This is a genomic window from Arthrobacter sp. YD4 (assembly GCF_030410515.1).
Lineage (GTDB): Bacteria > Actinomycetota > Actinomycetes > Actinomycetales > Micrococcaceae > Arthrobacter.
The window spans coordinates 398900-420592 of sequence record NZ_JAUHHD010000001.1; the positions used below are offsets into that span (position 1 = coordinate 398900).

Annotated in this window: 17 protein-coding genes and 2 tRNA genes; 6 read left to right on the forward strand and 13 right to left on the reverse strand. The window is 69.0% G+C overall.

The features are described from left to right. Window positions 1-24: 24 nt before the first annotated feature. The 5 genes from QWJ39_RS01845 to QWJ39_RS01865 form a co-directional block, all read right to left on the reverse strand. Window positions 25-2217, reverse strand: coding sequence for an acyltransferase family protein (locus tag QWJ39_RS01845; RefSeq protein WP_356902558.1), 2193 nt, complete (start codon window positions 2215-2217; stop codon window positions 25-27). 251 nt (window positions 2218-2468) lie between these two features. Next, a tRNA-Met gene (locus QWJ39_RS01850) sits at window positions 2469-2542 on the reverse strand. A 61-nt stretch (window positions 2543-2603) separates the two neighbouring features. Beyond that, window positions 2604-2675: transfer RNA gene (locus QWJ39_RS01855), tRNA-Thr, on the reverse strand. A gap of 255 nt (window positions 2676-2930) precedes the next feature. Beyond that, a complete protein-coding gene (locus tag QWJ39_RS01860; RefSeq protein ID WP_290255990.1) occupies window positions 2931-4943 on the reverse strand; it encodes a DEAD/DEAH box helicase in 2013 nt (670 codons plus the stop codon). Window positions 4944-5374: 431 nt separating this feature from the next. Then, window positions 5375-6028, reverse strand: a complete 654-nt coding sequence (locus QWJ39_RS01865) for an MOSC domain-containing protein (protein WP_290255991.1) — start codon at window positions 6026-6028, stop codon at window positions 5375-5377. A 179-nt stretch (window positions 6029-6207) separates the two neighbouring features. On the opposite strand from QWJ39_RS01865, the gene QWJ39_RS01870 reads away from it, so the two are divergent. The 4 genes from QWJ39_RS01870 to QWJ39_RS01885 are packed head-to-tail and all read left to right on the forward strand — an operon-like array spanning window position 6208 to window position 10804. Continuing rightward, the gene (locus QWJ39_RS01870) at window positions 6208-6870 is read left to right on the forward strand and encodes a Tat pathway signal protein (protein ID WP_290255992.1); all 663 of its coding nucleotides are present in this window, start codon (window positions 6208-6210) and stop codon (window positions 6868-6870) included. 2 nt (window positions 6871-6872) lie between these two features. Beyond that, the gene (locus QWJ39_RS01875; protein ID WP_290255993.1) at window positions 6873-8087 is read left to right on the forward strand and encodes a glutathionylspermidine synthase family protein; all 1215 of its coding nucleotides are present in this window, start codon (window positions 6873-6875) and stop codon (window positions 8085-8087) included. After that, window positions 8084-9604, forward strand: a complete 1521-nt coding sequence (locus QWJ39_RS01880) for an APC family permease (protein ID WP_290255994.1) — start codon at window positions 8084-8086, stop codon at window positions 9602-9604. The genes QWJ39_RS01875 and QWJ39_RS01880 overlap by 4 nt, the downstream gene beginning before the upstream one ends. Before the next feature lie 9 nt (window positions 9605-9613). Next, entirely contained in the window at window positions 9614-10804 is a 1191-nt protein-coding gene (locus QWJ39_RS01885; RefSeq protein ID WP_290255995.1) for an acyl-CoA dehydrogenase family protein, read from the forward strand. 25 nt (window positions 10805-10829) lie between these two features. Here QWJ39_RS01885 and QWJ39_RS01890 read toward each other — a convergent pair whose 3' ends face one another. The 7 genes from QWJ39_RS01890 to QWJ39_RS01920 form a co-directional block, all read right to left on the reverse strand. Next, the gene (locus QWJ39_RS01890; RefSeq protein WP_290255996.1) at window positions 10830-11615 is read right to left on the reverse strand and encodes an SDR family oxidoreductase; all 786 of its coding nucleotides are present in this window, start codon (window positions 11613-11615) and stop codon (window positions 10830-10832) included. A 5-nt stretch (window positions 11616-11620) separates the two neighbouring features. Then, window positions 11621-13018, reverse strand: a complete 1398-nt coding sequence (locus QWJ39_RS01895) for a glycosyltransferase 87 family protein (RefSeq protein WP_290255997.1) — start codon at window positions 13016-13018, stop codon at window positions 11621-11623. 92 nt (window positions 13019-13110) lie between these two features. Further along, on the reverse strand, window positions 13111-14448 hold the full coding sequence (locus QWJ39_RS01900; RefSeq protein WP_290255998.1) for an MFS transporter: 1338 nt from the start codon (window positions 14446-14448) through the stop codon (window positions 13111-13113). Next, entirely contained in the window at window positions 14445-14957 is a 513-nt protein-coding gene (locus QWJ39_RS01905; protein ID WP_290255999.1) for a helix-turn-helix domain-containing protein, read from the reverse strand. The genes QWJ39_RS01900 and QWJ39_RS01905 overlap by 4 nt, the downstream gene beginning before the upstream one ends. A 48-nt stretch (window positions 14958-15005) precedes the next feature. Then, a complete protein-coding gene (locus QWJ39_RS01910) occupies window positions 15006-16283 on the reverse strand; it encodes a glycosyltransferase 87 family protein (RefSeq protein WP_290256000.1) in 1278 nt (425 codons plus the stop codon). 5 nt (window positions 16284-16288) lie between these two features. Next, window positions 16289-17467 carry a cystathionine gamma-synthase gene (locus QWJ39_RS01915; protein WP_290256001.1) on the reverse strand — a complete coding sequence of 393 codons (1179 nt, stop codon included), beginning with the start codon at window positions 17465-17467 and terminating at the stop codon, window positions 16289-16291. Window positions 17468-17484: 17 nt separating this feature from the next. Beyond that, the gene (locus QWJ39_RS01920; protein WP_290256002.1) at window positions 17485-18870 is read right to left on the reverse strand and encodes a cystathionine beta-synthase; all 1386 of its coding nucleotides are present in this window, start codon (window positions 18868-18870) and stop codon (window positions 17485-17487) included. Window positions 18871-18948: 78 nt separating this feature from the next. Between QWJ39_RS01920 and QWJ39_RS01925 the strand changes: the two genes are divergently transcribed. Then, entirely contained in the window at window positions 18949-20136 is a 1188-nt protein-coding gene (locus QWJ39_RS01925) for an SLC13 family permease (RefSeq protein ID WP_290256003.1), read from the forward strand. A 25-nt stretch (window positions 20137-20161) separates the two neighbouring features. On the opposite strand, the gene QWJ39_RS01930 is transcribed toward QWJ39_RS01925, so the two are convergent. Beyond that, complete coding sequence (locus QWJ39_RS01930) at window positions 20162-20563, reverse strand: VOC family protein (protein ID WP_290256004.1); 402 nt, start codon at window positions 20561-20563, stop codon at window positions 20162-20164. Window positions 20564-20698: 135 nt separating this feature from the next. Here QWJ39_RS01930 and QWJ39_RS01935 point away from each other — a divergent pair, with 135 nt between their 5' ends. Further along, a complete protein-coding gene (locus QWJ39_RS01935; protein ID WP_290256005.1) occupies window positions 20699-21679 on the forward strand; it encodes a 3-methyladenine DNA glycosylase in 981 nt (326 codons plus the stop codon). Window positions 21680-21693 lie beyond the last annotated feature (14 nt).

The window sequence follows — 21693 nt, forward strand, 5'->3', positions numbered from 1 at the left end:
TTTGCGATATCACGTCGGGGAGACCTAGCCGACCTGATCGGCAAACGCGGAAGCCAGTCCGGAGAGGACTTCTTTGTTGAGATGGTCCGGGTCGTAATAGATAGACACCCCTCCGATGGCCGAATAGCAGTTGCTGTCGTCGCAGAAGTAAGCGTTCAGATCTATGGGACGCACGTGGGGGCTCTGAATTCTGTCGACTGCTGCTCGGAGCGGGTCGGGTGGGAGCGCCCGATCCTTGGCCACTGCACAAGCCGCGGGGTCTGATGCGTGGATCGACACACAATCCGGGCTGCGCACTGCGCCATTCTGGGGAGGATCAAAGATTGGCAAAATTGTGGCTCCCGCGTCCAGCCATCGTTTCCAGTATTTGACTACCCCGTCTGCGTACTGAGCTGGCTGGCTCCTACCGGTGCCATCGTCAATCTGCTCTCCGGAAGCAAACATGCTGACGAAGACCTTGCTTGGCCGGTCCCGCTCCACCGCGGTGGCTACGGTCTGGCTCCATTTCTCGCAGCTGGCTTTCTTCGCCGGGTCGGCTGCTTGGCCTTGGTATCCGGCGTAAGGGGCGTCGACAAGTGGACAGCCACCGAAGTAGCTCCACTTCAGCTTCCAGTGACGTTTCTTAGCCAACTCGAAGACGGCTGTTTGCCATTGTTGCGCGTGGGAGTCTCCTACCAGCCAGACGGTCTCAGCCTTCGGGTCCCCGGCGGACAGATCGCAGGAGGCAGGGTGGCCCTGCAGTCCGTCTTTAAGGGTGTTGTCGTTTGTAGGGCACTCATCAGGGAATTGAGCGTAGGAATTCTGAGGACCCATGTTGGGCAACGTGACGGGAATCGTGAAGGGATTTCCGCAGTCCGCCTGTCGGTTCATCACCGAAGGGCCGTGACAGGGATTCGCGGCCAGCCTGTCCGCCAGCGCCTTGGCTTCGTTCGACTTCTCCACACTCAGAAGGCCCAGTCCAAAAGCTGCCAGAGCAACGGCGACCATTCCAGCCGTCAGGGACAAGAAGACGACTCGGACGCGCCCCCGGCTCGGTTGAGGTTCGATCCATCGGTCTTCCACCACGCGCTTGGTGGCCCAAGCCAGCACGAGCGCAATGAATAGCACACCGAGCTTCGCTCCAGTACCTGGTTCCGCGCCGAGAACAAAGGGCGCGACGACAATGAGCGGCCAATGCCACAAATACATTGAGTAAGAAATTGTCCCGAGAAACTGAACAGGAGAACTCGCCGTCACTCGTGCATGCCACATCCGTGCGCCGTCGGATCCAGCAAGAATCACTAATGCCGTTCCTAGTACGGGGAGGGCGACGGTCCATCCCGGGAACGGGGTGTTGCGGCCGAATGAAGCGGCACTGGCCAGAATGACGGCAAAACCCGCCAGTGCTGCGAGGTTGCGAACCCGCAGCGTAAGCGTCGGGATGGAACCAGCCAGAGCGACGGCCGCCCCGACTCCGAACTCCCACGCCCGGACAGGAGTGACGAAGTACGCCTCGCTGGGCGCCACGGCCGTAACATAAACGCTGCAGATTAGCCCTCCCGCGGCAACGACGCCGACCGCCGCTTTCAGGACAGCTTCCGGGGACTTGGACGCCTTCCGGGCCGCCACATAGAGACCCATCAGACCGAGCGGCCACAGGAGGTAGAACTGTTCCTCCACAGAAAGCGACCAGAAGTGCTGCGCAACCGTGGCAGAGTCGTTCATTGCAGAGTAATTGACAGACTTGGCGGCCAAGAGCCAGTTCTCAACGTAGAACGTACTTCCCAGAACCTCCTGCACTGTTGCATTCCAGCGCGTGTAGGGAAGAAAAGCTCCCGCAAGCAGGACGGATGAAATCAACACAAGTAGGGCGGCCGGAATAAGGCGTCTGACCCGACGGGCGTAGAAGGCCGCGAGCCGGATCCTGCCACTTGCCCGCAGTTCTTTGGCCAAATGGGCCGTGATCAGGTAGCCGGAAATAACGAAAAACACGTCGACGCCGACGTACCCACCCGGAACGCGCTGGGCCCAGTAGTGGTTGAGAACGACGAGGCCCACGGCCAGAGCGCGGAGCGCTTGGATATCGGTCCTGAAACCCCGTTTCCGAGTGCTGACGACATCACGTCGAAGGAGCGATGCGGGAAGGCCGCCTGGGCGGGAAACCGAAACTGACATAGTTCCTTTCGACGCAGCTTGAGGCCCACACCTCATCGCTCCGTGGTAGTAGCCGCGTCCCATGGGCGGACCCGACCATACAAACTGCTAGCTTGGAAAAAACTAATCTGGAGCGCGTATAAGCGTTCAGTCCGACAGCTCCAGTCACGCAACAACCGTCAACATTACGAGAAATTCAGTCGCACACCCACAAAGACGGCACCGAGACCGCGAAGTTCCGGACTGTGTTGCCGGTGCGGGTGAGGCCCGTCACGAGGCTCGAGTCCCCACAAAAAAGGCCCCCAGAACTGTTGAGATTCCGGGGGCCTTGCCTGTAGCGGTGGGGAGGCTCGATCTCCCGACCTCACGATTATGAGTCGTGCGCTCTAACCAACTGAGCTACACCGCCACGAATGAGAAAAACCTGCGTCAAGCCGGTCAAAACCGCCTTGACGCAGGCCCTCATTCAGAGCCCCCCACCGGAATCGATCCGGTGACCTCGTTCTTACCAAGAACGCGCTCTACCACTGAGCTAGGGGGGCAACGAGTAAATACTCTACCGGAAGATTCCGCTCCCAACAAATCGACGCGACCAGGGGTCCACTACCCCCAAAATCCGCGCCAGGACGGGGATACAGCAGCCCCCGAGCCACGTAAAACGACGACGGCGGGACCCCTCCCGGCCCGGATGTGACGAAGGCTACGTCGCGCCCGGACACGGCAAAAGTGGAGGGATAAAAAAGGACGGACCGGCTCGCGATGAGCCGGCCCGTCCGGTGGTGCTTAGCTACACGTGGTTACCACTTGTTGCGGGGCTTGAAACCGCCCTCGGTCCGCGGCTTGCGGTCGCCGAAGCTGCGCTCGGAACGGTCGCTGTAGGAGCGGCCGCCGCGATCCGCTGAGGACCGCTCGCCGCCGTCGTTCTTGCGGAACTCGCGCTTGAAGCCGCCGCTGCCCTTGAAGTTGCCGCTGCCGCCGGAGTAGCCGCCACGGCCGCTGTGGCCTGCGCCGCGGTCCCCGGAGGGCTTCCGGCCGTTGTCCAGCTCCAGGTGGATCAGCTCGCCGCCGATCCGGGTGCGGGACAGGGCCTTCAGCTGCTCGGGGCTGAGGTCCGCCGGGAGCTCCACGAGGGAGTGGTCCGAGCGGATGTCGATGCCGCCGATCTGGGCCGAGGAGATGCCGCCCTCGTTGGCGATGGCGCCCACGATCGAGCCCGGCATGACGCGCTGGCGGCGTCCGACGGCGATCCGGTAGGTGGCGTTGCCCTCGGTGAGCGTGCGGGTCGGTCCGCGGGAGCCGAAGCCGTCCTTGGAGCGTTCGCGCTTCTGGTACTCGGGAGCCGCGGGCAGTTCCTTGACCAGCAGCGGCTGGCCGCCCTGGGCCATGACGGCCAGCGCCGCGGCGATCTCCGCGGCGGGCACGCCGTGCTCTTCCTCGTAGGAGGAGATCAGGTCACGGAACGCCGCGACGTCCTCGGACTCGAGGGTCTCGGTGATCTTGTCAGCGAACTTGCCCAGGCGCAGGGTGTTGACCGTCTCGGCGGTGGGCAGGTGCATCTGCTCGACCGGCTGGCGGGTGGCCTTCTCGATCGAGCGCAGCAGGTACTTCTCGCGCGGCGTCATGAACAGGATCGCCTCGCCGGAGCGGCCGGCGCGGCCGGTACGGCCAATCCGGTGCACGTAGGACTCGGTGTCGTGCGGGATGTCGTAGTTGATGACGTGGCTGATGCGCTCGACGTCGAGGCCGCGGGCGGCGACGTCGGTGGCGACCAGGATGTCGATCCGGCCTTCCTTGAGCGCGTCGACGGTGCGTTCGCGCTGCTGCTGCGGGATGTCGCCGTTGATGGCGGCAGCCTGGAAGCCGCGGGCGCGGAGCTTGTCGGCGAGGTCCTCGGTGGCCATCTTGGTGCGCACGAAGGCGATGACGCCGTCGAACTCTTCGACCTCGAGGATGCGGGTCATGGCATCGAGCTTGTGCGGGCCCATGACCTGCAGGTAGCGCTGGCGGGTGTTGGCGCCGGTGGTGGTCTTGGACTTGACCTGCACCTCGGCCGGGTTGTTCAGGTACTGCTTGGACATCCGGCGGATCTGGCCGGGCATCGTGGCGGAGAACAGGGCAACCTGGCGTCCCTCGGGGGTCTGCTGGAAAATCTGCTCCACGTCATCGGCGAAGCCCATGCGCAGCATCTCGTCGGCCTCGTCCAGCACCAGGTACTGGAGCTCGGACAGGTCCAGGGAGCCCTTAGCGATGTGGTCGATCACGCGGCCGGGGGTACCGACAACAACCTGGGCGCCGCGGCGCAGGCCGGCCAGCTGCGGGCCGTAGGCGGAGCCGCCGTAGACCGGCAGGACGGTGAAGTCGTCGATGTGCTTGGCGTAGGAGGTGAAGGCCTCGGCCACCTGCAGCGCGAGCTCACGGGTCGGGGCAAGCACCAGTGCCTGGGTCTTGCGGGACGGGCCGTTCAGGTCGTGCAGTTCGGCGAGCCTGGACAGGGCCGGCACCGCGAAGGCTGCGGTCTTACCGGTACCGGTCTGGGCGAGGCCCACGACGTCACGGCCCTCAAGCAGCAGCGGGATGGTGGCCGCCTGGATCGGGGACGGCTTCTCGTAGCCGACGTCCTGCAGGGCTGCGAGGACGCGGCCGTCGATGCCGAGGTCGACGAACTTGACGCCCTCTTCTTCCTGGCCGGCGTTCTCAGCGGGCTGCTCGGCCGGAGTCCCGGCGGCAGTGGTTTCGGTGGTCTCGACGTCGTTCATACCGGTCGCGCTGGCGGTCTCGGTGTCGACGGAGTGGTCCTGATTTTCGGGCATAGGTGATTCTTCCTCATCCATAGGGGCCAAGCGGCACAACCCGAGGTGAGCGGAGCCGCAGAACGCGTGACGCACTAACGCCGGGCATCCTTTGACCGGCCGGTCACAGAAGTCCGGCGCTTTCGCAATCCCTGGCAGGACTTCACGCTGCATCTCTTGGCTGCTATCCCAGCAGTCTGTACAGCGTTTTCTTTAGCCGGCTCTCCCTATGAAAATGCCCGCTCACAATGGCGGGCCCCCACACTTACCAGTCCTGCCTCAAAAATTGGGCAGGAATTAGGGATTTCCGGATTGGGGGATGTTTCAAGTGTAGGCCATGGCCCCGCACGGGCGCCAACGGAGAACGACGACGACGGCGGTGAGCTTGCGCACACCGGCCGGCAGCCAGGGCCGAGGCCAGCCCAGGCCGGGCGCAGGGGGCACGGCCCGCTTCAGGCCATGCGGCCGGCTTGCAGCTTCTCGAACATCCGGTGGTACTCGGGCTGCAGCCGGATGGAGCCGTCCGCTTCGGCGTCCCGCAGGGCGTCCGCGTCCTCCGGGGTGGGGTCGGCAAACCACTTGCCGACTGTGACGCCGTGCGCCGGGACGTAGAGCCGGTGGATGTGGTCGCCGGCCTGGATGGTGCCGGGCTTGACCACGCGCAGGTAGGACCCCACCCGGCCGGCCTCGGTGAAGCGCTTGACCCAGTGCGGCTCCCCCACCCGGCGCTGGAACGTGCTGCACGGAACGCGGGGCGAGGTGACCTCCACCTCCAGGTCCAGCCCGATCCGCCAGCGTTCGCCGATCACCGCATCCGTCGCGGAGAGGCCAACCACCCGCAGGTTCTCGCCGAAGTACCCCGGCGGGATGTCCCGGCCCAGTTCCTCCGCCCAGTAGTCGGCGTCGTCCTGCGAATAGGCGTAGAGCGCCTGATCCTCGCCGCCGTGGTCCAGCCGGTCGGCCTGCACGTCGCCGCGCAGTCCCAGCCGGTGGACCTTGACCGGGCCCTGGACCGGGCGCTTGTCGATGGCGGTGACGCCCAGCCGTCCCTCATCGCTGAGCAACTGGTGCACCACGCAGACGGCAAGCACAGATGCGGTTTCCATGGCACCAGTGTAGGCCGGTGCGGGGACAGCGCGGCCGGGTTTTTGAGCGGTCGAATCCGCTGCGGACCGGCTGTTTGCCGGTTAGGCTGGCTTTCAGAATTCCGCGGTCCGCCGGAGTGCCGGGCCGTCCCGGCCGGCGCAGGCCCGCCATTCGGAGAAGCAACCACGCAGGGGGAAGCATGGACACGCACGACGGCGGGCGCAGCGCCGCGGACCAGCCCGGGGAGCCGGCAGGCGACCGGGCCGCTGACAAGACTGCCAATCAAGGCGACGCGACCACGCCCGGGAAGGGTCCCAAGCCGCCACCGTGGCAGGTACCCCAGCCCGAACTCCGGCCCGAACTGCTGGATCAGGCCGGCACCGCCCCCGGGCCCGCTCACGGACCGGCGGAGGCCGGACCCACCGCAGTGTTCGATCCGTTCGAGCGGGACCGCGAGCGCGCCGCAGCGGCGCGGAAGAAGCGCTCCCAGCGCCGCACCGTCGTCGTCGGCCTCGGTGTCACCGCACTGCTGGCCGGCACCATAACCGCCATGGTCTCCAGCGGCGGCGACGACGCCGACTACGCCCAGGTCTGCTTCAACGACGAGACCGGCGAGCGCGTGGACGACTCCCAGTGCGGCAACAGCAGCACCGCCGGCCGCAGCTCGGGTATCTACGCCTGGTACTTCTACTCCCGCGGCGCCAACGTCCCCGGCATCGGCCAGAACCGCTCCGCCTACCCCAGCTTCAGCAAAACCGTCCCCTCCGGCGCCAAGGCCTCCACCGGGTACAGCTCCAAGGGCGGAACGGTCAGCCGAGGCGGCTTCGGCGGCAGCGCCAAGGGCGGAAGCACGGGAGGCTAGGGATGAAACGGCTGCACTCAACACCCCGCCCGGACTGGAAGGCGCGGATCGAATCCCAGGGGCTGGTCTTCTCCACCACCGAGCTTCCCGACGGGAAGACACTCGAGTACTGGCACGAGGATGCCTACTACGAATTCACCATGGACGAGGTGGAGACGCTGGAGACCGCTGCCGAGCAGATGCACTTCATGTGCCTGGAGGCGGCAAAGTTCCTGGCCACCGGGGCGATGGGCGGGATCGGCATCGGTCCGCAGGCACTGGAGCTGGCGGCCGAATCGCTGCAGGCCGGCGACGTGGACATCTACGGCCGCTTCGACTTCGTGTACGACGGGCGCGGCGGCCCGGCGAAGATGCTCGAGTACAACGCGGACACCCCCACCGGCCTTATCGAGGCCGCCGTCGCCCAATGGTTCTGGCTGCAGGACGTCCACCCGGAAAAGGACCAGTGGAACGGCATTCACGAGGCCCTGATCCGGCAGTGGCGCAAGCTCCAGTACCGGACCGGGATGAGCACCCTGCACGTGGCCCACGCCGAGGAGGAGGAATCCGGCGAGGACTGGATGACCGCCGCGTACATGCGCGACGTGGCCGAGCAGGCCGGCTGGTGCACCATCGGGATCAACATGTCGGACATCGGCTGGGACCCCAATCTCAACCGCTTCGTGGACCTCGACAACTACCTGATCAGCACCATGTTCAAGCTCTACCCGTGGGAGCTGATGATTAAGGAACCGTTCGGCCAGCGGCTCTTCCAGCGGGCCTCCAATCCCCGCTGGGTGGAACCGGCGTGGAAGATGCTGCTCTCCAACAAGGCACTCCTTGCCGCGCTGTGGCACCTTTACCCGGACCACCCCAACCTGCTTCCGGCCTACCTGGACGGCCCGGGCCCGCTGCGGGAATGGGTCGCCAAACCGCTGCACGGCCGCGAGGGGGACAACATCCGGATCCATGCCGACGGCCTCAGCCTGGAGCAGCCCGGGGACTACGGCCGGGAGGGCTGGTGCTACCAGCAGTTCCACGCGCTGCCGGACTTCGACGGCAACCGTCCGGTGCTGGGGCTGTGGGTGGTCGACGGCGAATCGGTCGGCTGCGGGATCCGCGAATCCGACGGCCCGGTCACCGACTACTTCTGCCGCTTCGTCCCCAACACCATCGACGCCCCGGCCCCCGCTCCCCCGGCCGGCCGGAACTCCACCAAGGCAGGTATCGCGCTATGACCATCCCCTCCACGACGGCGCCCGGAGCCGCGGACGCGGTCCCGGCCAAGGGCCTGCGCGCCGGCATCCTGGACCTGGGCGACTCCGTCATGCTGGGCCTGGCCTCCACGGCCCCGGTGTACTCCCTCGCCGCCACCCTGGGCCTGATCGTGGCCGTCAACGGGAACGCGACGCCGCTGATCCTGCTGCTGGGCTTCATTCCGGTCCTCTTCATCGCGTACGCCTTTCGCGAGCTCAATAGCGCCATGCCCGACTGCGGCACCACCTTCACCTGGGCCCGCAGCGCCTTCGGCCCGTGGGCCGGCTGGCTGGGCGGCTGGGGCGTGGCGCTGGCAGGGATCGTGGTGCTGGCCAACCTCGCCCAGGTCGCCGGCCAGTACCTCTGGCTGCTGATCGGCGACGGGTCGCTCGCCGGCAATCCGCTGGTGGTGACGGCCACCGGCGTCGTCTTCATCGTCTTCATGACCCTGGTGAACTACCGCGGGATCAGGCTCGGCGAGCACGTCCAGCGCACCCTGACCTACGTCCAGTACGTGTCCCTCGGCATCTTCGCCGTGGCCCTGATCGTCCAGATCGCCGCCGGCAGCCCCGCAGCCTCGGGCCAGCCGTTCGACCCGGCCTGGTTCAATCCGGCTGCGCTCGTCACCGATCCGGGCGCCGCGGTGCACGGGGTGCTGCTGGCCCTGTTCATCTACTGGGGCTGGGACACCTGCCTGGCGGTCAACGAGGAGACCGAGCACCCGGCCACCACGCCCGGGCGCGGCGCGGTGCTCTCCGCGGTGATCCTGGTGGCGATCTATGTTTCGGTGGCGCTGCTGGTGATGATGTACGCCTCGGTGGGAACGGACGGAATCGGGCTGGGCAACGAGGCCAACCGCAGCGACGTTTTCCTGGCGATGAAGGACACCGTGCTCGGCCCCTGGGGCTGGCTGATCGTCGTCGCGGTCCTTGCCTCGGTGCTGTCCTCGACCCAGACCACCATCCTCCCGACGGCCCGCGGCACACTCTCGATGGGCGTGCACGGCGCGCTCCCCCGGCGCTTCGCCCACGTGCACCCGCGCAACCAGACCCCCGGGTTCTCCACCCAAGTGATGGGCGCCGCGGCGGTGGGTTACTACGTGCTGATGAGCGTCCTGAGCCAGAACCTGCTGGCCGATTCGATCAGCTCGATCAGCCTCTTCATCGCCTTCTACTACGCCCTGACCGGGTTCGCCTGCGTCTGGTACTTCCGCGGGACCCTGCGCGCTTCGGCCCGGAACCTGTGGTTCCGAGGGATCCTGCCCGCCGTCGGGGCCGTGGCGCTGACGGCGGCGTTCGTGGTCTCCGCAGTGCAGATGTGGGACCCGGCGTACGGCAACACCACCATCTTCGGCGTCGGCGGGGCCTTCGTCAGCGGGGTGGCGCTGCTGGCGCTGGGTGTGGTCCTCGCCGCCGTCTGCCGCTTCGCCCCCGCCACGCGGCACTTTTTCGTCCGGCCCGCACGGACGGAGCCCGCGGTCGACGGCGCCCGGCCGTAGGATGGCCGCATGAGCCGACCCGCTGAAGTGTCCGACGTCTCCGACGTCCTCGCCATCGATTCCCTGCTCAGCTCCGAGGAGCTGGCCGTCCGGGAGAAGGTCCGCGACTTCACCCGGCAGCGGATCCGGCCCGGCATTGCCGAGTGGTTCGACGAGGGCGTGTTCCCGCTGGACCTGGCCCCGGAGCTCGGCGAGCTGGGCGTGTTGGGCATGCAGCTGGAGGGCTACGGTTGCCCGGGCCGTTCCGCCGTCGAGTACGGCCTGGCCGCGATGGAGCTGGAGGCCGGGGACTCCGGCATCCGCACGTTCGTCTCGGTTCAGGGTTCGCTGGCCATGACCGCCATCCACCTGTGGGGCTCCGAGGACCAGAAGCAGCAGTGGCTGCCGCGCATGGCCGCGGGCGAGGCGATCGGATGCTTCGCCCTGACCGAACCCACCGCCGGTTCGGACCCGGCGGCCATGCAGACCTTCGCCCGCCGGGACGGCAGCGGCGAGGACGCCGGCTGGATTCTGGACGGCGCCAAGCGCTGGATCGGGCTGGCGTCCGTGGCGGACATCATGGTGGTCTGGGCGATGACCGACGACGGCGTGCGCGGCTTCCTTGTTCCGGCCGGCACCGCCGGGGTCACGGCCGCGCCGATCCGGCAGAAGCTCTCGATGCGCGCCTCGATCCAGTGCGACATCACCTTCGACGGCGTCCGGCTGGGACCCGAGGCGCTGCTCCCGGCCGCCCGCGGACTGCGCGGCCCATTCAGCTGCCTGAACGAGGCCCGTTACGGGATCGCCTGGGGTGCCATGGGCGCGGCCCGGGATTCCTACGAGGCGGCGCTCCGCTACGCGCAGGAGCGCCTGCAGTTCGGCAAACCGCTGGCCGGCTACCAGCTGACGCAGGAGAAGCTGGTGAACATGCTGCTGGAAATCCAGAAGGGGACGCTGCTGGCCCTGCAGCTGGGCAGGCTCAAGGACGCCGGGCAACTGCGGCCCGAGCAGATTTCCCTCGGCAAGCTCAACAACGTCCGGGAAGCCATCGCGATCGCCCGGGAGGCCAGGACCATCCTGGGCGGCAACGGCATCACCCTGGACTACTCACCGCTACGGCACGCGGCCAACCTCGAATCGGTGCGCACCTACGAGGGCACCGACGAGGTGCACACCCTGGTGCTGGGCCAGCACATCACCGGTCTCCCGGCCTTCCGCTAGCGGTTCGGGCCCCGGCTCCGGGGCGTCAGGCGGAGAAACCGCCGTCGGCCTTGACCAGCTGCCCGGATACCCAGCGGCCCTCGGGCGAGAGCAGGAACGCAACCGTCCCGGCAACATCCGCGGGAGTGCCGAGCCGTCCGCCGGGCTGCCGCCCGGCCAGGTCCTGGCGCAGCTGCGCATCCATCCAGCCGGTGTCCACGGGGCCCGGGTTGAGCGCGTTGGCGCTGATCCCCTGCGGTCCCAGCTCCCGCGCCGCGGCTATCACGACCCGGTCCAGGGCACCCTTCGACGCCCCGTAGGGCAGGTTGAAGGCGGTGTGGTCGCTGGTGAGCGCCACGATCGCGCCGCCTTCGGCCGGCGCCTGCCTGGCAAACGCCGCGATCAGCTGCCAGCTGGCGCGGGTGTTGACGGCGAAGTGCCGTTCAAAGCTCGCCAGGGACGTGTCCAGGATGCCTGAGTCCACGGATTCCGCGTGGCTGAGCACCAGTCCGTGCAGGGTGCCGGCCTCCTCCGCGACCGTGGCCATCAGCACGTCGACGGCCTGCGGATCCTCGAAGTCGGCGGGTACCGCCACCACCGCCGCCCCGGTGGCCTGCAGTTCGGCGGTGAGGCGTTCGACGTCGTCCGGCTGGACGCCCCAGGGCATCCGGGCGTCGTAGTCCTGCCAGTAGGTGAGCACCAGGTCCCAGCCGTCGGCGGCCAGCCGTCGCGCGATGCCGGCCCCGAGGCCCGCGAGCCGCCCGACGCCGGTCACCATGGCCGTCCTGCGCTGAACCGGGGCGGGGTCGGGGGCAGCGGGAGACGCGGTCATGCGCCTCAGCCTAGCGCGGCCCGCGCGGCAGCCGGTTCGCGGACCGGCGTTGGCGCGGTGTGCACGTCGAAGGCGTGGGCCAGCGAACCGCGGCGCAGGGCCAGCCGCCAGCACAACAGCAGGGCGACGGCGCAGAAGACCCCGGCGCTTGAGGCCATGATCCAGAGCCCCGGCGTCTGGACGTCGAGGTTCTGCGCGCCGAACGCCGTGCCGATCGTCTTCGGCGAGAAGAAGAACGCCAGGACGGAGACGCCCAGCACCGCACCCATCAGCCAGCGCGTCCCACGGTAGAGGTCGGGGGTTTCGCGCAGGGTCCAGGCGAAGGCCGGCAGGACGACGGCGACCCACACCCAGTGGTGGGACCAGGAGACGGGGCTGATCAAGAGCATGGTGAGGGCCGTCGTTGAGATGGCGACCACCCGGGCTCCCTGTTCGCTCGCGGACTTGATGATGCCGGCCGCCAGCGCCACCACGAGCAGGCTCAGCACCAGCCAGGGCACGGTCACGGCGTTCTCGGGAACTCCGAAGTGCAACAGCGCGCCCTTGAGCGAGAGGTTGTCCACGTAGCCCGCCCCGCCGATCCGCGAGGTGTCCGGCAGGATCCGGAACCAGAACTCCACGGACTCGGCCGGGCGCAGCAGCGCTCCGAGCAGCACGGTGGTGAGGAATCCCGCGCCCATGTTCAGCAGGCCGCGCCAGTCCTTGCGAACCAGGAAGTAGAGCCCGAAGACGAGCGGCGTCAGCTTGATGCCCGCTGCGACCCCCACCAGGAACCCGCTGCCAGGGACAACGTGGGCCCGGCGGGGGTTCCGCGCCAGCAGGTCCGCCGCCATCATGCCCATCAGCAGGATGTTGATTTGCCCGAAGGCCAGTGTCTCGCGCCAGGGGCCGAGATTGATCACGGCCAGGACCAGCACGGCTGCGGCCAAGTAGTTGCTCAGTGACCGGAAAACGGCCCGCCAGTCGGCTTTTGCTGTCCAGTACCGGAGGGCCCGGACCGCGACCCAGAGGGCGGTAATCACGCCGGCGGTGTTGAACAGGTTCAGGGCGAGCTTCTCGGGCAGCAGGGCCAGCAGGCTGAAGAGGAGGGCGGCGAAGGGCGGGTAGGTAAACGGCAGGCCCGGTCCTCCGGCCCAGTCGACATTGCCCCGATAGAGCTCCGACGCCGCCGGGCCCGCGTCGTTGAGGATCTTCCCGCCGTACCAGTAGACGCTGAAGTCCAGGCCCTGCTCACCCCAGCCGGACAGCCAGTGCCACACAGCCAGGGCGACGGCGGCCAGGCCCAGCGGAAGCAGAGTGGCGGCGATAGCAACGCCGAGGCGTCGGCGGCCCGGAACACTCGCCGGGGCGTCCGGGTGTGCGGACGGCGGGGCGTGCGGGTAGTCTGCGTCGAGCAGTGGCATGTGTGGATCCCCCAATAGATGCTGCAGCGGGACGACGGCACAGCACGCCGGCGGCGTCTGCGCCCGTCCCCGCCGTTCATCCTACCGAGTGCTCAGGCCGGCACCACGACCTTGGCGTCGCGCCCGGCGTCCTTGCGGATGGTGGCGCTGATGACCGCCGCGATCGTGCACATGGCGGCCGCGGCAAACCAGGCGTAGGTGTACTGCCCGGTTGCGTCCCGGACGGCCCCGGCGGCCAGCGCGGCCGCTGCGGCGCCGAGCTGGTGGGCGGCGAACACCCAGCCGAAGACAACGCCCCCGTCGGCGCCGAACACCTGGCGGCAGATCGCCGCGGTGGGCGGGACGGTGGCCACCCAGTCGAGGCCGTAGATGACAACGAAGACGATCATGCTGGGCTGGACCTCGGCGCCGAGGAGGAGCGGGAGCACCAGCAGCCCGATACCGCGGAACTGGTAGTACACGGCGAGCAAGACCCGCGGGTTGAAGCGGTCCGTGAGCCAGCCGGAGGCGATGGTGCCGACGATGTCGAAGATCCCGACGACGGCCAGCAGCCCCGCCGCCGTGGTCTCCGGCATGCCGTGGTCGTGCGCGGAGGGGATGAAGTGGGTGCCGATGAGCCCGTTGGTGGTGGCGCCGCAGATGGCGAAGCCGGCCACGAGGGCCCAGAAGGTGCGGATCCTGCTGGCCCGGCGAAGCACCCGGAGGGCCCGGACGGCGGCGTTGACGCGCGGGACGGGTGCCGGGCCGGCCTCGGACGCCTCCGGGGTCTCGGCCCCGTAGGGCAGGACGCCGGCGTCGGCCGGGGAATTCTTCAGGAACTTCAGCACCAGCGGGACCACGGCCAGGGCCCCGGCAGCGATCAGCAGGGAGGCCTGCCGCCAGCCGGGGTGCTGGGCCAGGGCCGCGATGAAGGGCAGGAAGACCAGCTGCCCGGCCGCGCTTCCGGCAGTGAGGATGCCGGTCACCAGGCCCCGCCTCGTGGCGAACCAGGTGTTGGCTATGGTGGCCGCGAAGACCAGCGCCATGGAGCCGGTGCCGAGCCCGATCAGCAGCCCCCACGTGAGGAGGATCTGCCAGGACTGGTTCACCAGGACGGTGAGGGCACTGCCGGCGCCGATCAGCGCCAGGGCGACGGCGGTGACGGCCCGGATGCCGAAGCGCTCCATCAGGGCCGCAGCGAAGGGTGCGGTGAGGCCGAACAGGACCAGGTTAATGCTGACCGCGGCGGAGAGGACCGTGGTGGACCAGCCGAATTCCTGCTGCAGCGGGACCATCAGCACGCCGGGAGCGGCCCTGAATCCTGCCGCGCCCACCAGGGCCAGGAACGCGACGGCCGCCACCGTCCACGCGGGGTGGATCCGGTGCCGGCGGCCCGACGGGGGCCGGGTCGACGCGGCGACGTCCGCAGAACCGGCGGGCCGGGCGCTCATGCCGCGGCTCCGTTCCGCGGAGCGGGGGCTGTGGCCAGCGGGACGGGCCGGTCTGTCCGGGTGAGGCTATGCCAGCTGGTGCTGCCGGCGCTCAGCCGCTCGCCGCAGCCGGTGCAGGTGTCGGCGGAGCTGGTCCGCTGCCCGCAGCCGGTGTGGACCACGAACATGTGGGCATCCGGGGTGGGGGCGGGCAGGTGCTTTTCGGCCCAGATGACGACGGCGTTGAGCACCGGCAGCGCGTCCTGGCCCTTGGCGGTGAGCACGTATTCCTCTCGGCTCCGGCCGCCGTCGTCGTAGGGGCGCCGGGTGAGCAGCCCGGCGTCGACGAGCGCCGCGAGCCGCCGGGTCAGCACCGAGTCGGAGGCGCCCAGCCGGTCCTTGATCGCATCGAACCGGCCATTGCCGAAGAAGATCTCGCGGAGGACCAGGACGCCCCAGGGGTCGCCGAGGATGTCCAGGCCACGGGCCATGCTGCAGGTGCGTTCGGACCAGTCGGATCTCAGTGCCATACCGGCAGGCTAGCTGACTTCTTTCAAGAAAGCCAGAGTTTTCCGGGATCAGGCCCGGGAGCGGAGGGCGGTGCGGGACGGCCGGTACGCCAGGGCCCAGTAGGCCAGCATCGCGATCCCGCACAGCACGCCCAGGCTGGCGAGGGTCAGCTGCCACTGGGTGTGCGGTCCCTTGCCCCACTCGTGCGCCCCGGCCAGGACCGCCAGGTACTTGGGCGTCAGGTAGAACGCGGCGGCGGTGGCGGCCAGGATGACCCACCCGGCGATCCTCATGCGGCCGTTCCGGGAGGGCACCCGGTGGATGGCGAAGCCCAGGCAGGGCAGCGCGACGGCCATCCAGACCCAGTGGTGGGACCAGGAGACGGGGCTGACCAGCAGCATCAGCACGGCGGTGGCGGAGACGGCCACGAAGTTCTCGTCGGCGGCCAGCGCCCAGTGGATGACCAGCGCGGCCACGGCGGCCAGCGCCAGCGACAGCACCAGCCAGAGCAGGGTGGTGGAGGTGGCGTCCGGCAGGCCCAGGTGCAGCAGCAGGCCCTTGACCGAGAGGTTGTCCACGTAGCCCGGGCCGCCGATCCTGCCGGTGTCCGGGAGGATTTTGGTCCAGAAGGTGACCGAGGCGGCGGGCAGCAGCGCCCAGGCCAGGGCGATCGAGCCGAAGAAGCTGGCCGCCATCCAGGCCAGGGCCTTGAAGTCGCGGCGGACCAGGAAGTACAGCCCGAACGCCAGCGGGGTCAGCTTGATGCCGGCCGCAATGCCGATCAGCAGCCCCGCGGGCCAGCGCAGCTCCCCGGCGCGGGACTTTCCGTAGAGGGCGAAGTCGGCCAGGATCAGGCCCATCAGGATGATGTTGATCTGGCCGAAGTCGAAGGTATCCCGCCAGGGCCCCAGCAGCAGCACCGCGGCGGTGCCGGCCAGGGTCACGGAGCGGAACCGCCAGTCGGCGGCCGCGTCCCGCCACCGGCCCAGTCCGAAGTAGTGCCGGGTAAGCCAGGCGGAGACTACAAGGGCGCCCAGCAGCGCCGTCGCCGTGAAGACCGTGCTGCCGCCGGCGGACCCCAGCAGGGCCATCGCGGCGAAGACCAGGGCCGCGAACGGCGGGTAGGTGAACGGCAGCCCTTCCCGGGGTGCGTAGAGTTCGTTCACTCCGGTCTCGCCGGTCTGCAGCACGCGGTTGCCGCCGTAGAAGTAGACCTCGAAGTCGTTCATGAGCGGCTCGTAGGCCGTGTAGAGGACCACTAGCGCAACGACGACGGCGGCCCCACCGGCCGCCGTCGCGAGCCAGCCGCGCAGCGGGGTGCGGGCCGGCGTGGAGAGAACGGACACCGGCGTTAGCTGCCCGGCTGGAGCCGGGAGAAGGCCTGCTCGAGGTCCGCGATCAGGTCCTCCACGTCCTCGATGCCGCAGGAGAGCCGGAGCAGGTTCTCCGGGACGGCCAGCTCGGTGCCCTTGACGGAGGCGTGCGTCATCTCCGAGGGGTAGTTCATCAGCGACTCGATGCCGCCGAGGGATTCGGCCAACGTGAACACGGAGGTGGATTCCGCCACCGTGCGGGCAGCCTGCTCGCCGCCCTTGAACTGCACGGAGACCATGCCGCCGAACTTCTTCATCTGCTTCTTCGCCAGTTCGTGGCCGGGGTGCGAGGGCAGGCCCGGGTAGAGCACGGCTTCCACCTCGGGGCGCTGCAGCAGCCATTCGGCAACGGCCTGGGCGTTGTCGCTGTGCCGGTCCATCCGCACGCCGAGGGTCTTCAACCCGCGGGTGGTCAGGAAGGCGTCCATCGGCCCGGACACGGCGCCGACGGCGAACTGCACGAAGCCGATCTTCTCGGCCAGTTCAGGGTCGTTGACCACGATTGCGCCGCCGACGACGTCGGAGTGGCCGCCGATGTACTTGGTGGTGGAGTGGACGACGACGTCGGCGCCCAGCGCCAGCGGGTTCTGCAGGTACGGGGACGCGAAGGTGTTGTCCACAACCAGGAGGGCCCCGGCGTCGTGCGCCACCGTGGCGAGCGCGGCGATGTCGGTGATCTTCATCATCGGGTTGGACGGGGTCTCCACCCAGACCAGCCGGGTCTGGTTGGCGGCGACCGCGGCGGCGACGGCGTCCAGATCGGACATGTCCACCGGGGTGTTGCCGATCCCCCACTCGCCAAGGACGCGGCTGATCAGGCGGTAGGTTCCGCCGTAGGCGTCGTTGCCGAGGACGATGTGGTCCCCGGGCCGGGTCAGGGCGCGGATCATCGAGTCCTCGGCGGCCAGGCCGGAGCCGAAGGAGTAAGCGTGCGATCCGCCCTCAAGCGCGGCGAGCTGCTCCTGCAGCGCGTCGCGGGTGGGGTTGCCGCCGCGGCCGTACTCGTAGCCGGAGCGGAGTCCGCCGATGCCGTCCTGGGCATAGGTGGAGGAGAAGTGCAGCGGCGGGACCACGGCACCGGTGCGCGGCTCGAAAGCCTGGCCGGCGTGGACCGCACGGGTGTTGAAGCCTGCGGGGGTGCTGTCAGACGAGGACATGGGACTCCTTGGAGATGTCAGTTGCTGAGGTAGGCGAGGAGGTCGTGGCGGGTGAGGATGCCCACCGGCGCGCCGACGAAGGTCACCATCAGGGTGTCCGCGTCGGAGAGGAGTTCGCGGGCGGTCGAGATCGATTCGAGCGAACCGATCACGGGCAGGCGGGGCTCCATGTGTTCGGAGATCTTGTCCGTGAGGGCCGCCTCGCCGCGGAACAGCTTGGCGGTCAGCGTGCGTTCGTCGACGGAGCCGAGGACCTCGCCCATCACCACGGGCGGTTCCTGCGAGAGGACCGGGATGTGCGAGACGCCGTACTCGTTCATGATGTTGATGACGTCGCGGACGGACTCGTTCGGGTGGATGTGCACCAGGTCGGGCAGTTCCCCGGTCTTGGCCTTGAGCACCTCTTCCACGGAGGCCTCGTCGCCGCTGGCGAGGAAGCCGTAGGAGCGCATCCACTGGTCATTGAAGATCTTGGCCAGGTAGCCGCGGCCGGAGTCGGGCAGGATAACCACCACGACGGCGTCGGCCGGCAGGTCCTTAGCGGCCCGCAGCGCGGCGACCACGGCCATGCCGGAGGAACCGCCCACCAGGAGGCCCTCCTCGCGGGCCAGGCGGCGGGTCATGGCGAAGGAGTCGGCGTCGGTGACGGCGATGACCTCGTCCGGGACGCCCTTGTCGTAGTTGCCGGGCCACATGTCCTCGCCGACGCCCTCGACGAAGTAGGGCCGGCCGGTGCCGCCGGAGTAGACCGAGCCGGCGGGGTCGGCGCCGATGATCTTGACGACGCCGCCGTCGGCGTCGGGACGGTCCGCGGAGACTTCCTTGAGGTAGCGGCCGGTGCCGGTGATGGTGCCGCCGGTACCAGCGCCGATCACGCAGTGGGTGACCCGGCCGTCGGTGTCCCGCCAGATTTCGGGGCCGGTGGTCTCGTAGTGGCTGCCGGGGGCGGCGGGGTTGGAGAACTGGTCCGGCTTGTACGCGCCGGGGATTTCCCGGACCAGCCGGTCCGAGACGCCGTAGTAGCTGTGCGGGCTGTCCGGGGCGACGGCGGTGGGGGTGACAACCACCTCGGCGCCGTAGGCCTGCAGCACGGAGCGCTTGTCCTCGCCCACCTTGTCCGGGACCACGAAGATGCAGCGGTAGCCCTTCTGCTGGGCCACCAGGGCCAGGCCGACGCCGGTGTTGCCGGAGGTCGGTTCCACGATGGTGCCGCCGGGCTTGAGCTTGCCGCTGCGCTCGGCCTCGTCGATCATCTTCGCCGCGATGCGATCCTTGATGGACCCGCCGGGGTTCAGGTATTCCACCTTCACCAGAACCGTGGCGGCGATGCCTTCGGTGACGTGGTTGAGCTTGACGAGGGGCGTGTTGCCGATGAGGTCCAGGACGGACGGCGCATACTTCATGACTACCAAGTTACCGTCTTCGCGTCACCGGGCCGCTCCCGTGCCATGCAGGGCCCGCGCGGGTGCGAGGATTAGCCGGTGAAGCGAAATTCCTGGCTGCCTGCGCTGCGCAGCTACGCGGTTCCCGGCGGCATGCTGCTGGCCGGTGTCCTGGCGCTGGCGGTGGGCCTGCTGCCGCTGCCGGCGTTCGGCGAACTGGCCGACCGCACGGTTCCCGTGCTGGCCTTCGTGGTGGCCATGTCCCTGGTGACCGAACTGGTGGACGACGCCGGCCTGTTCCGGGCGGTGACGGACCGGTTGGCGGCGTGGGGCCGGGGCCGGGTCCTGCTGCTGTGGCTGCTGGTGATCGGCTTGTCCACGGTCTCCACCATCTTCCTGTCACTGGATACGACGGCGGTGCTGGTCACGCCCGTCGTCGTCCTGCTGGCGGTGCACGCGCGCATCCCTCCCCTGCCGTTCGCCCTGACCACCATCTGGCTGGCCAACACGGCCTCGCTGTTGCTGCCGGTCTCGAACCTGACCAACCTGCTGGCCCAGTCCCGGCTGGGCCTGAGCCCCGCCGGTTTCGCGGGCCTGGTCTGGGCTCCCTCGCTGGTGGGCATCCTGCTGCCGCTGGTGCTGCTGTGGCTGGCGTTCCGCAAGGACCTGCGCGGCGGGTACGGCCGCCAGGCCCCGCACGGGGTCCGGGACAAGGTGCTGCTCTACGCGTCATCGGGCGTCATGATTCTCCTGCTGCCGGCCCTGGTCTCCGGCCTGCCGGTCTACATTCCGGCCGGAATCGCGGCCGTGGTGCTGCTGGGGCTTTTCCTCTGGCGCCGCCGGTCCTCGCTGCGCTGGTCCATGGTGCCGTGGCGCCCGCTGGTGCTCACGGTGGGACTCTTCATGGTGGTGGAGACCCTGCACTCCAACGGCCTGACCCGAGCCCTGGCGGGAATCGCTGGGTCCGGGGACAGCCTGCCCGCGCTGCTGCAGCTGGCGGGCCTCGGCGCGGGGGCGGCCAACGTCGTCAACAATCTCCCCGCCTACCTGGCCCTCGAGCCCGTGGGCGGCTCACCCGTGCGGCTGGCGGCCCTGCTGATCGGCGTGAACCTAGGTCCGCTGGTGACCCCGTGGGCCTCTCTGGCCACCCTGCTCTGGCACGAGCGGCTGCGGGCCTTGAATGTGGAGATCCGTTGGGGCGGCTTCGCCCTGGCGGGCCTCGCGGCCGTCGTCCTCACACTGCCGCTGGCGGTCGTGGCGCTGTGGCTGACCAGCGGGATGCACTGACCCTGTCCTGGCACCGAACGCTGCCCTAACCGCCGGCGGCATCCCCGGCGGGAACGGCGTTCTGCCACAGCCCCACCACATTGCCCTCGGTGTCCGTGAAGTAGGCATTCCAGCCGGACCCCGGCACCTCCATCTTGCCGCGCAGAACGGCGCCGCCCCGGGCGGCGATGTCCCGAAGGGCGGCGTCGATGTCCTCGACGTCGATGGTGACCACGGGCGCGCGCAGCTCGCCGCGGCGGAAGATGCCACCATTGATGGACCCCGCCACCGCTGGCCGGCCGTGCTCATCCATCGGAGTGGTCAGCGCCAGGCTGTATTCCATTTCCGGCATCACCTGGAAGGCCCAGCCGAACACCGCCTTGTAGAAACCGCGTGCCCGGTCCTCGTCGTCCGCGGGAAGTTCAAAATGCACCACGCCGCCGCCCATGATCCGCTCCTGCCCTCGCCGGGGTCCGCACCTTCGGCCCGGACCAGCTTCTCCTGGGGGGATTGTAGGACCGGAGTCGGGCCGCCGGTCAGGGCCGTTCGACTCGGCGTCGGAGCTCCGTGGGAACATGGAAGCATGACCACCGCAGAACTGTCCGCCGGCGCGTCCGCGTCCGCGGATGCCTCGCTGCGCTGGCGTCCGGGCGGCCCGTTCGACCTGCTGCAGACCATCAGCCCGCTGCGCCGCGGCCACGGGGACCCGGCCGTCAAGGTCGCCGCCGACGGCGTGTGGCTGGCCTTCACCACCGCGGCCGGTCCGGCCAGTTTGCGCTTGGTCTCCCACGGGCCGGCGTCGGATCCTTTCGTCGATGCCCGGGCATGGGGTCCCGGCGCGGAGGAGGCCGTCGCGGCCGTTCCCCGGCTGCTGGGCGGCGACGACGACTGGACTGGCTTTGACGAGCCGTCGTTCCACGCCACGCTCCCCCGCATGGTCCGGGACGCCCGCCACCGGAACCCTGCCGTCCGGCTGCCCGCCACCGGTCGCATGGTCGACGCCCTGATCCCGACCATCATGGAACAAAAGGTCACCGTGATCGAGGCCCGCCGCGGCTACCGCTACCTGGTCTACCGCTTCGGGACGCCGGCACCGGGTGCGGGCACCGTGGCCCCGGATACCCTGATGGTCCAGCCCACGCCCCGGCAGTGGCTCGCCATTCCCTCGTGGGAGTGGCACAAGGCGGGCGTCGGACCGCAGCGCTCGGACACGGCCATGCGCGTCCTCCGCTCCGCCGCGGCGCTCGAACGGCTGGCCGGGCTGCCCTCGGCGGAGGCTGCCACCAAACTGCAGACCCTCCCGGGGGTCGGGATCTGGACAGCGGCCGAGGTAGTGCAGCGCACCCACGGCTGTCCCGATTCGATCGCGGTGGGCGACTACCACCTCGCCGCCTACGTGGGCGCGGCCCTGACCGGCCGGCGCACCGACGACGCCGGGATGATCCGGCTGCTGGCGCCCTGGGCCGGGCACCGCCAGCGGGTGGTCCGGATGATCGGGCTCAGCGGGTTCCGGAAACCCGTCTTCGGCGCAAGGATGACCATCCAGGACCACCGCCACCACTAGGACCCGCCGGCCGG

Coding starts and splice junctions, on each gene's coding strand:
- QWJ39_RS01845 (WP_356902558.1), bottom strand. CDS start 2,217: ATGGGACGCGGCTACTACCACGGAGCGATGAGGTGTGGGCCTCAAGCT.
- QWJ39_RS01860 (WP_290255990.1), bottom strand. CDS start 4,943: ATGCCCGAAAATCAGGACCACTCCGTCGACACCGAGACCGCCAGCGCG.
- QWJ39_RS01865 (WP_290255991.1), bottom strand. CDS start 6,028: ATGGAAACCGCATCTGTGCTTGCCGTCTGCGTGGTGCACCAGTTGCTC.
- QWJ39_RS01870 (WP_290255992.1), top strand. CDS start 6,208: ATGGACACGCACGACGGCGGGCGCAGCGCCGCGGACCAGCCCGGGGAG.
- QWJ39_RS01875 (WP_290255993.1), top strand. CDS start 6,873: ATGAAACGGCTGCACTCAACACCCCGCCCGGACTGGAAGGCGCGGATC.
- QWJ39_RS01880 (WP_290255994.1), top strand. CDS start 8,084: ATGACCATCCCCTCCACGACGGCGCCCGGAGCCGCGGACGCGGTCCCG.
- QWJ39_RS01885 (WP_290255995.1), top strand. CDS start 9,614: ATGAGCCGACCCGCTGAAGTGTCCGACGTCTCCGACGTCCTCGCCATC.
- QWJ39_RS01890 (WP_290255996.1), bottom strand. CDS start 11,615: ATGACCGCGTCTCCCGCTGCCCCCGACCCCGCCCCGGTTCAGCGCAGG.
- QWJ39_RS01895 (WP_290255997.1), bottom strand. CDS start 13,018: ATGCCACTGCTCGACGCAGACTACCCGCACGCCCCGCCGTCCGCACAC.
- QWJ39_RS01900 (WP_290255998.1), bottom strand. CDS start 14,448: ATGAGCGCCCGGCCCGCCGGTTCTGCGGACGTCGCCGCGTCGACCCGG.
- QWJ39_RS01905 (WP_290255999.1), bottom strand. CDS start 14,957: ATGGCACTGAGATCCGACTGGTCCGAACGCACCTGCAGCATGGCCCGT.
- QWJ39_RS01915 (WP_290256001.1), bottom strand. CDS start 17,467: ATGTCCTCGTCTGACAGCACCCCCGCAGGCTTCAACACCCGTGCGGTC.
- QWJ39_RS01920 (WP_290256002.1), bottom strand. CDS start 18,870: ATGAAGTATGCGCCGTCCGTCCTGGACCTCATCGGCAACACGCCCCTC.
- QWJ39_RS01930 (WP_290256004.1), bottom strand. CDS start 20,563: ATGGGCGGCGGCGTGGTGCATTTTGAACTTCCCGCGGACGACGAGGAC.
- QWJ39_RS01935 (WP_290256005.1), top strand. CDS start 20,699: ATGACCACCGCAGAACTGTCCGCCGGCGCGTCCGCGTCCGCGGATGCC.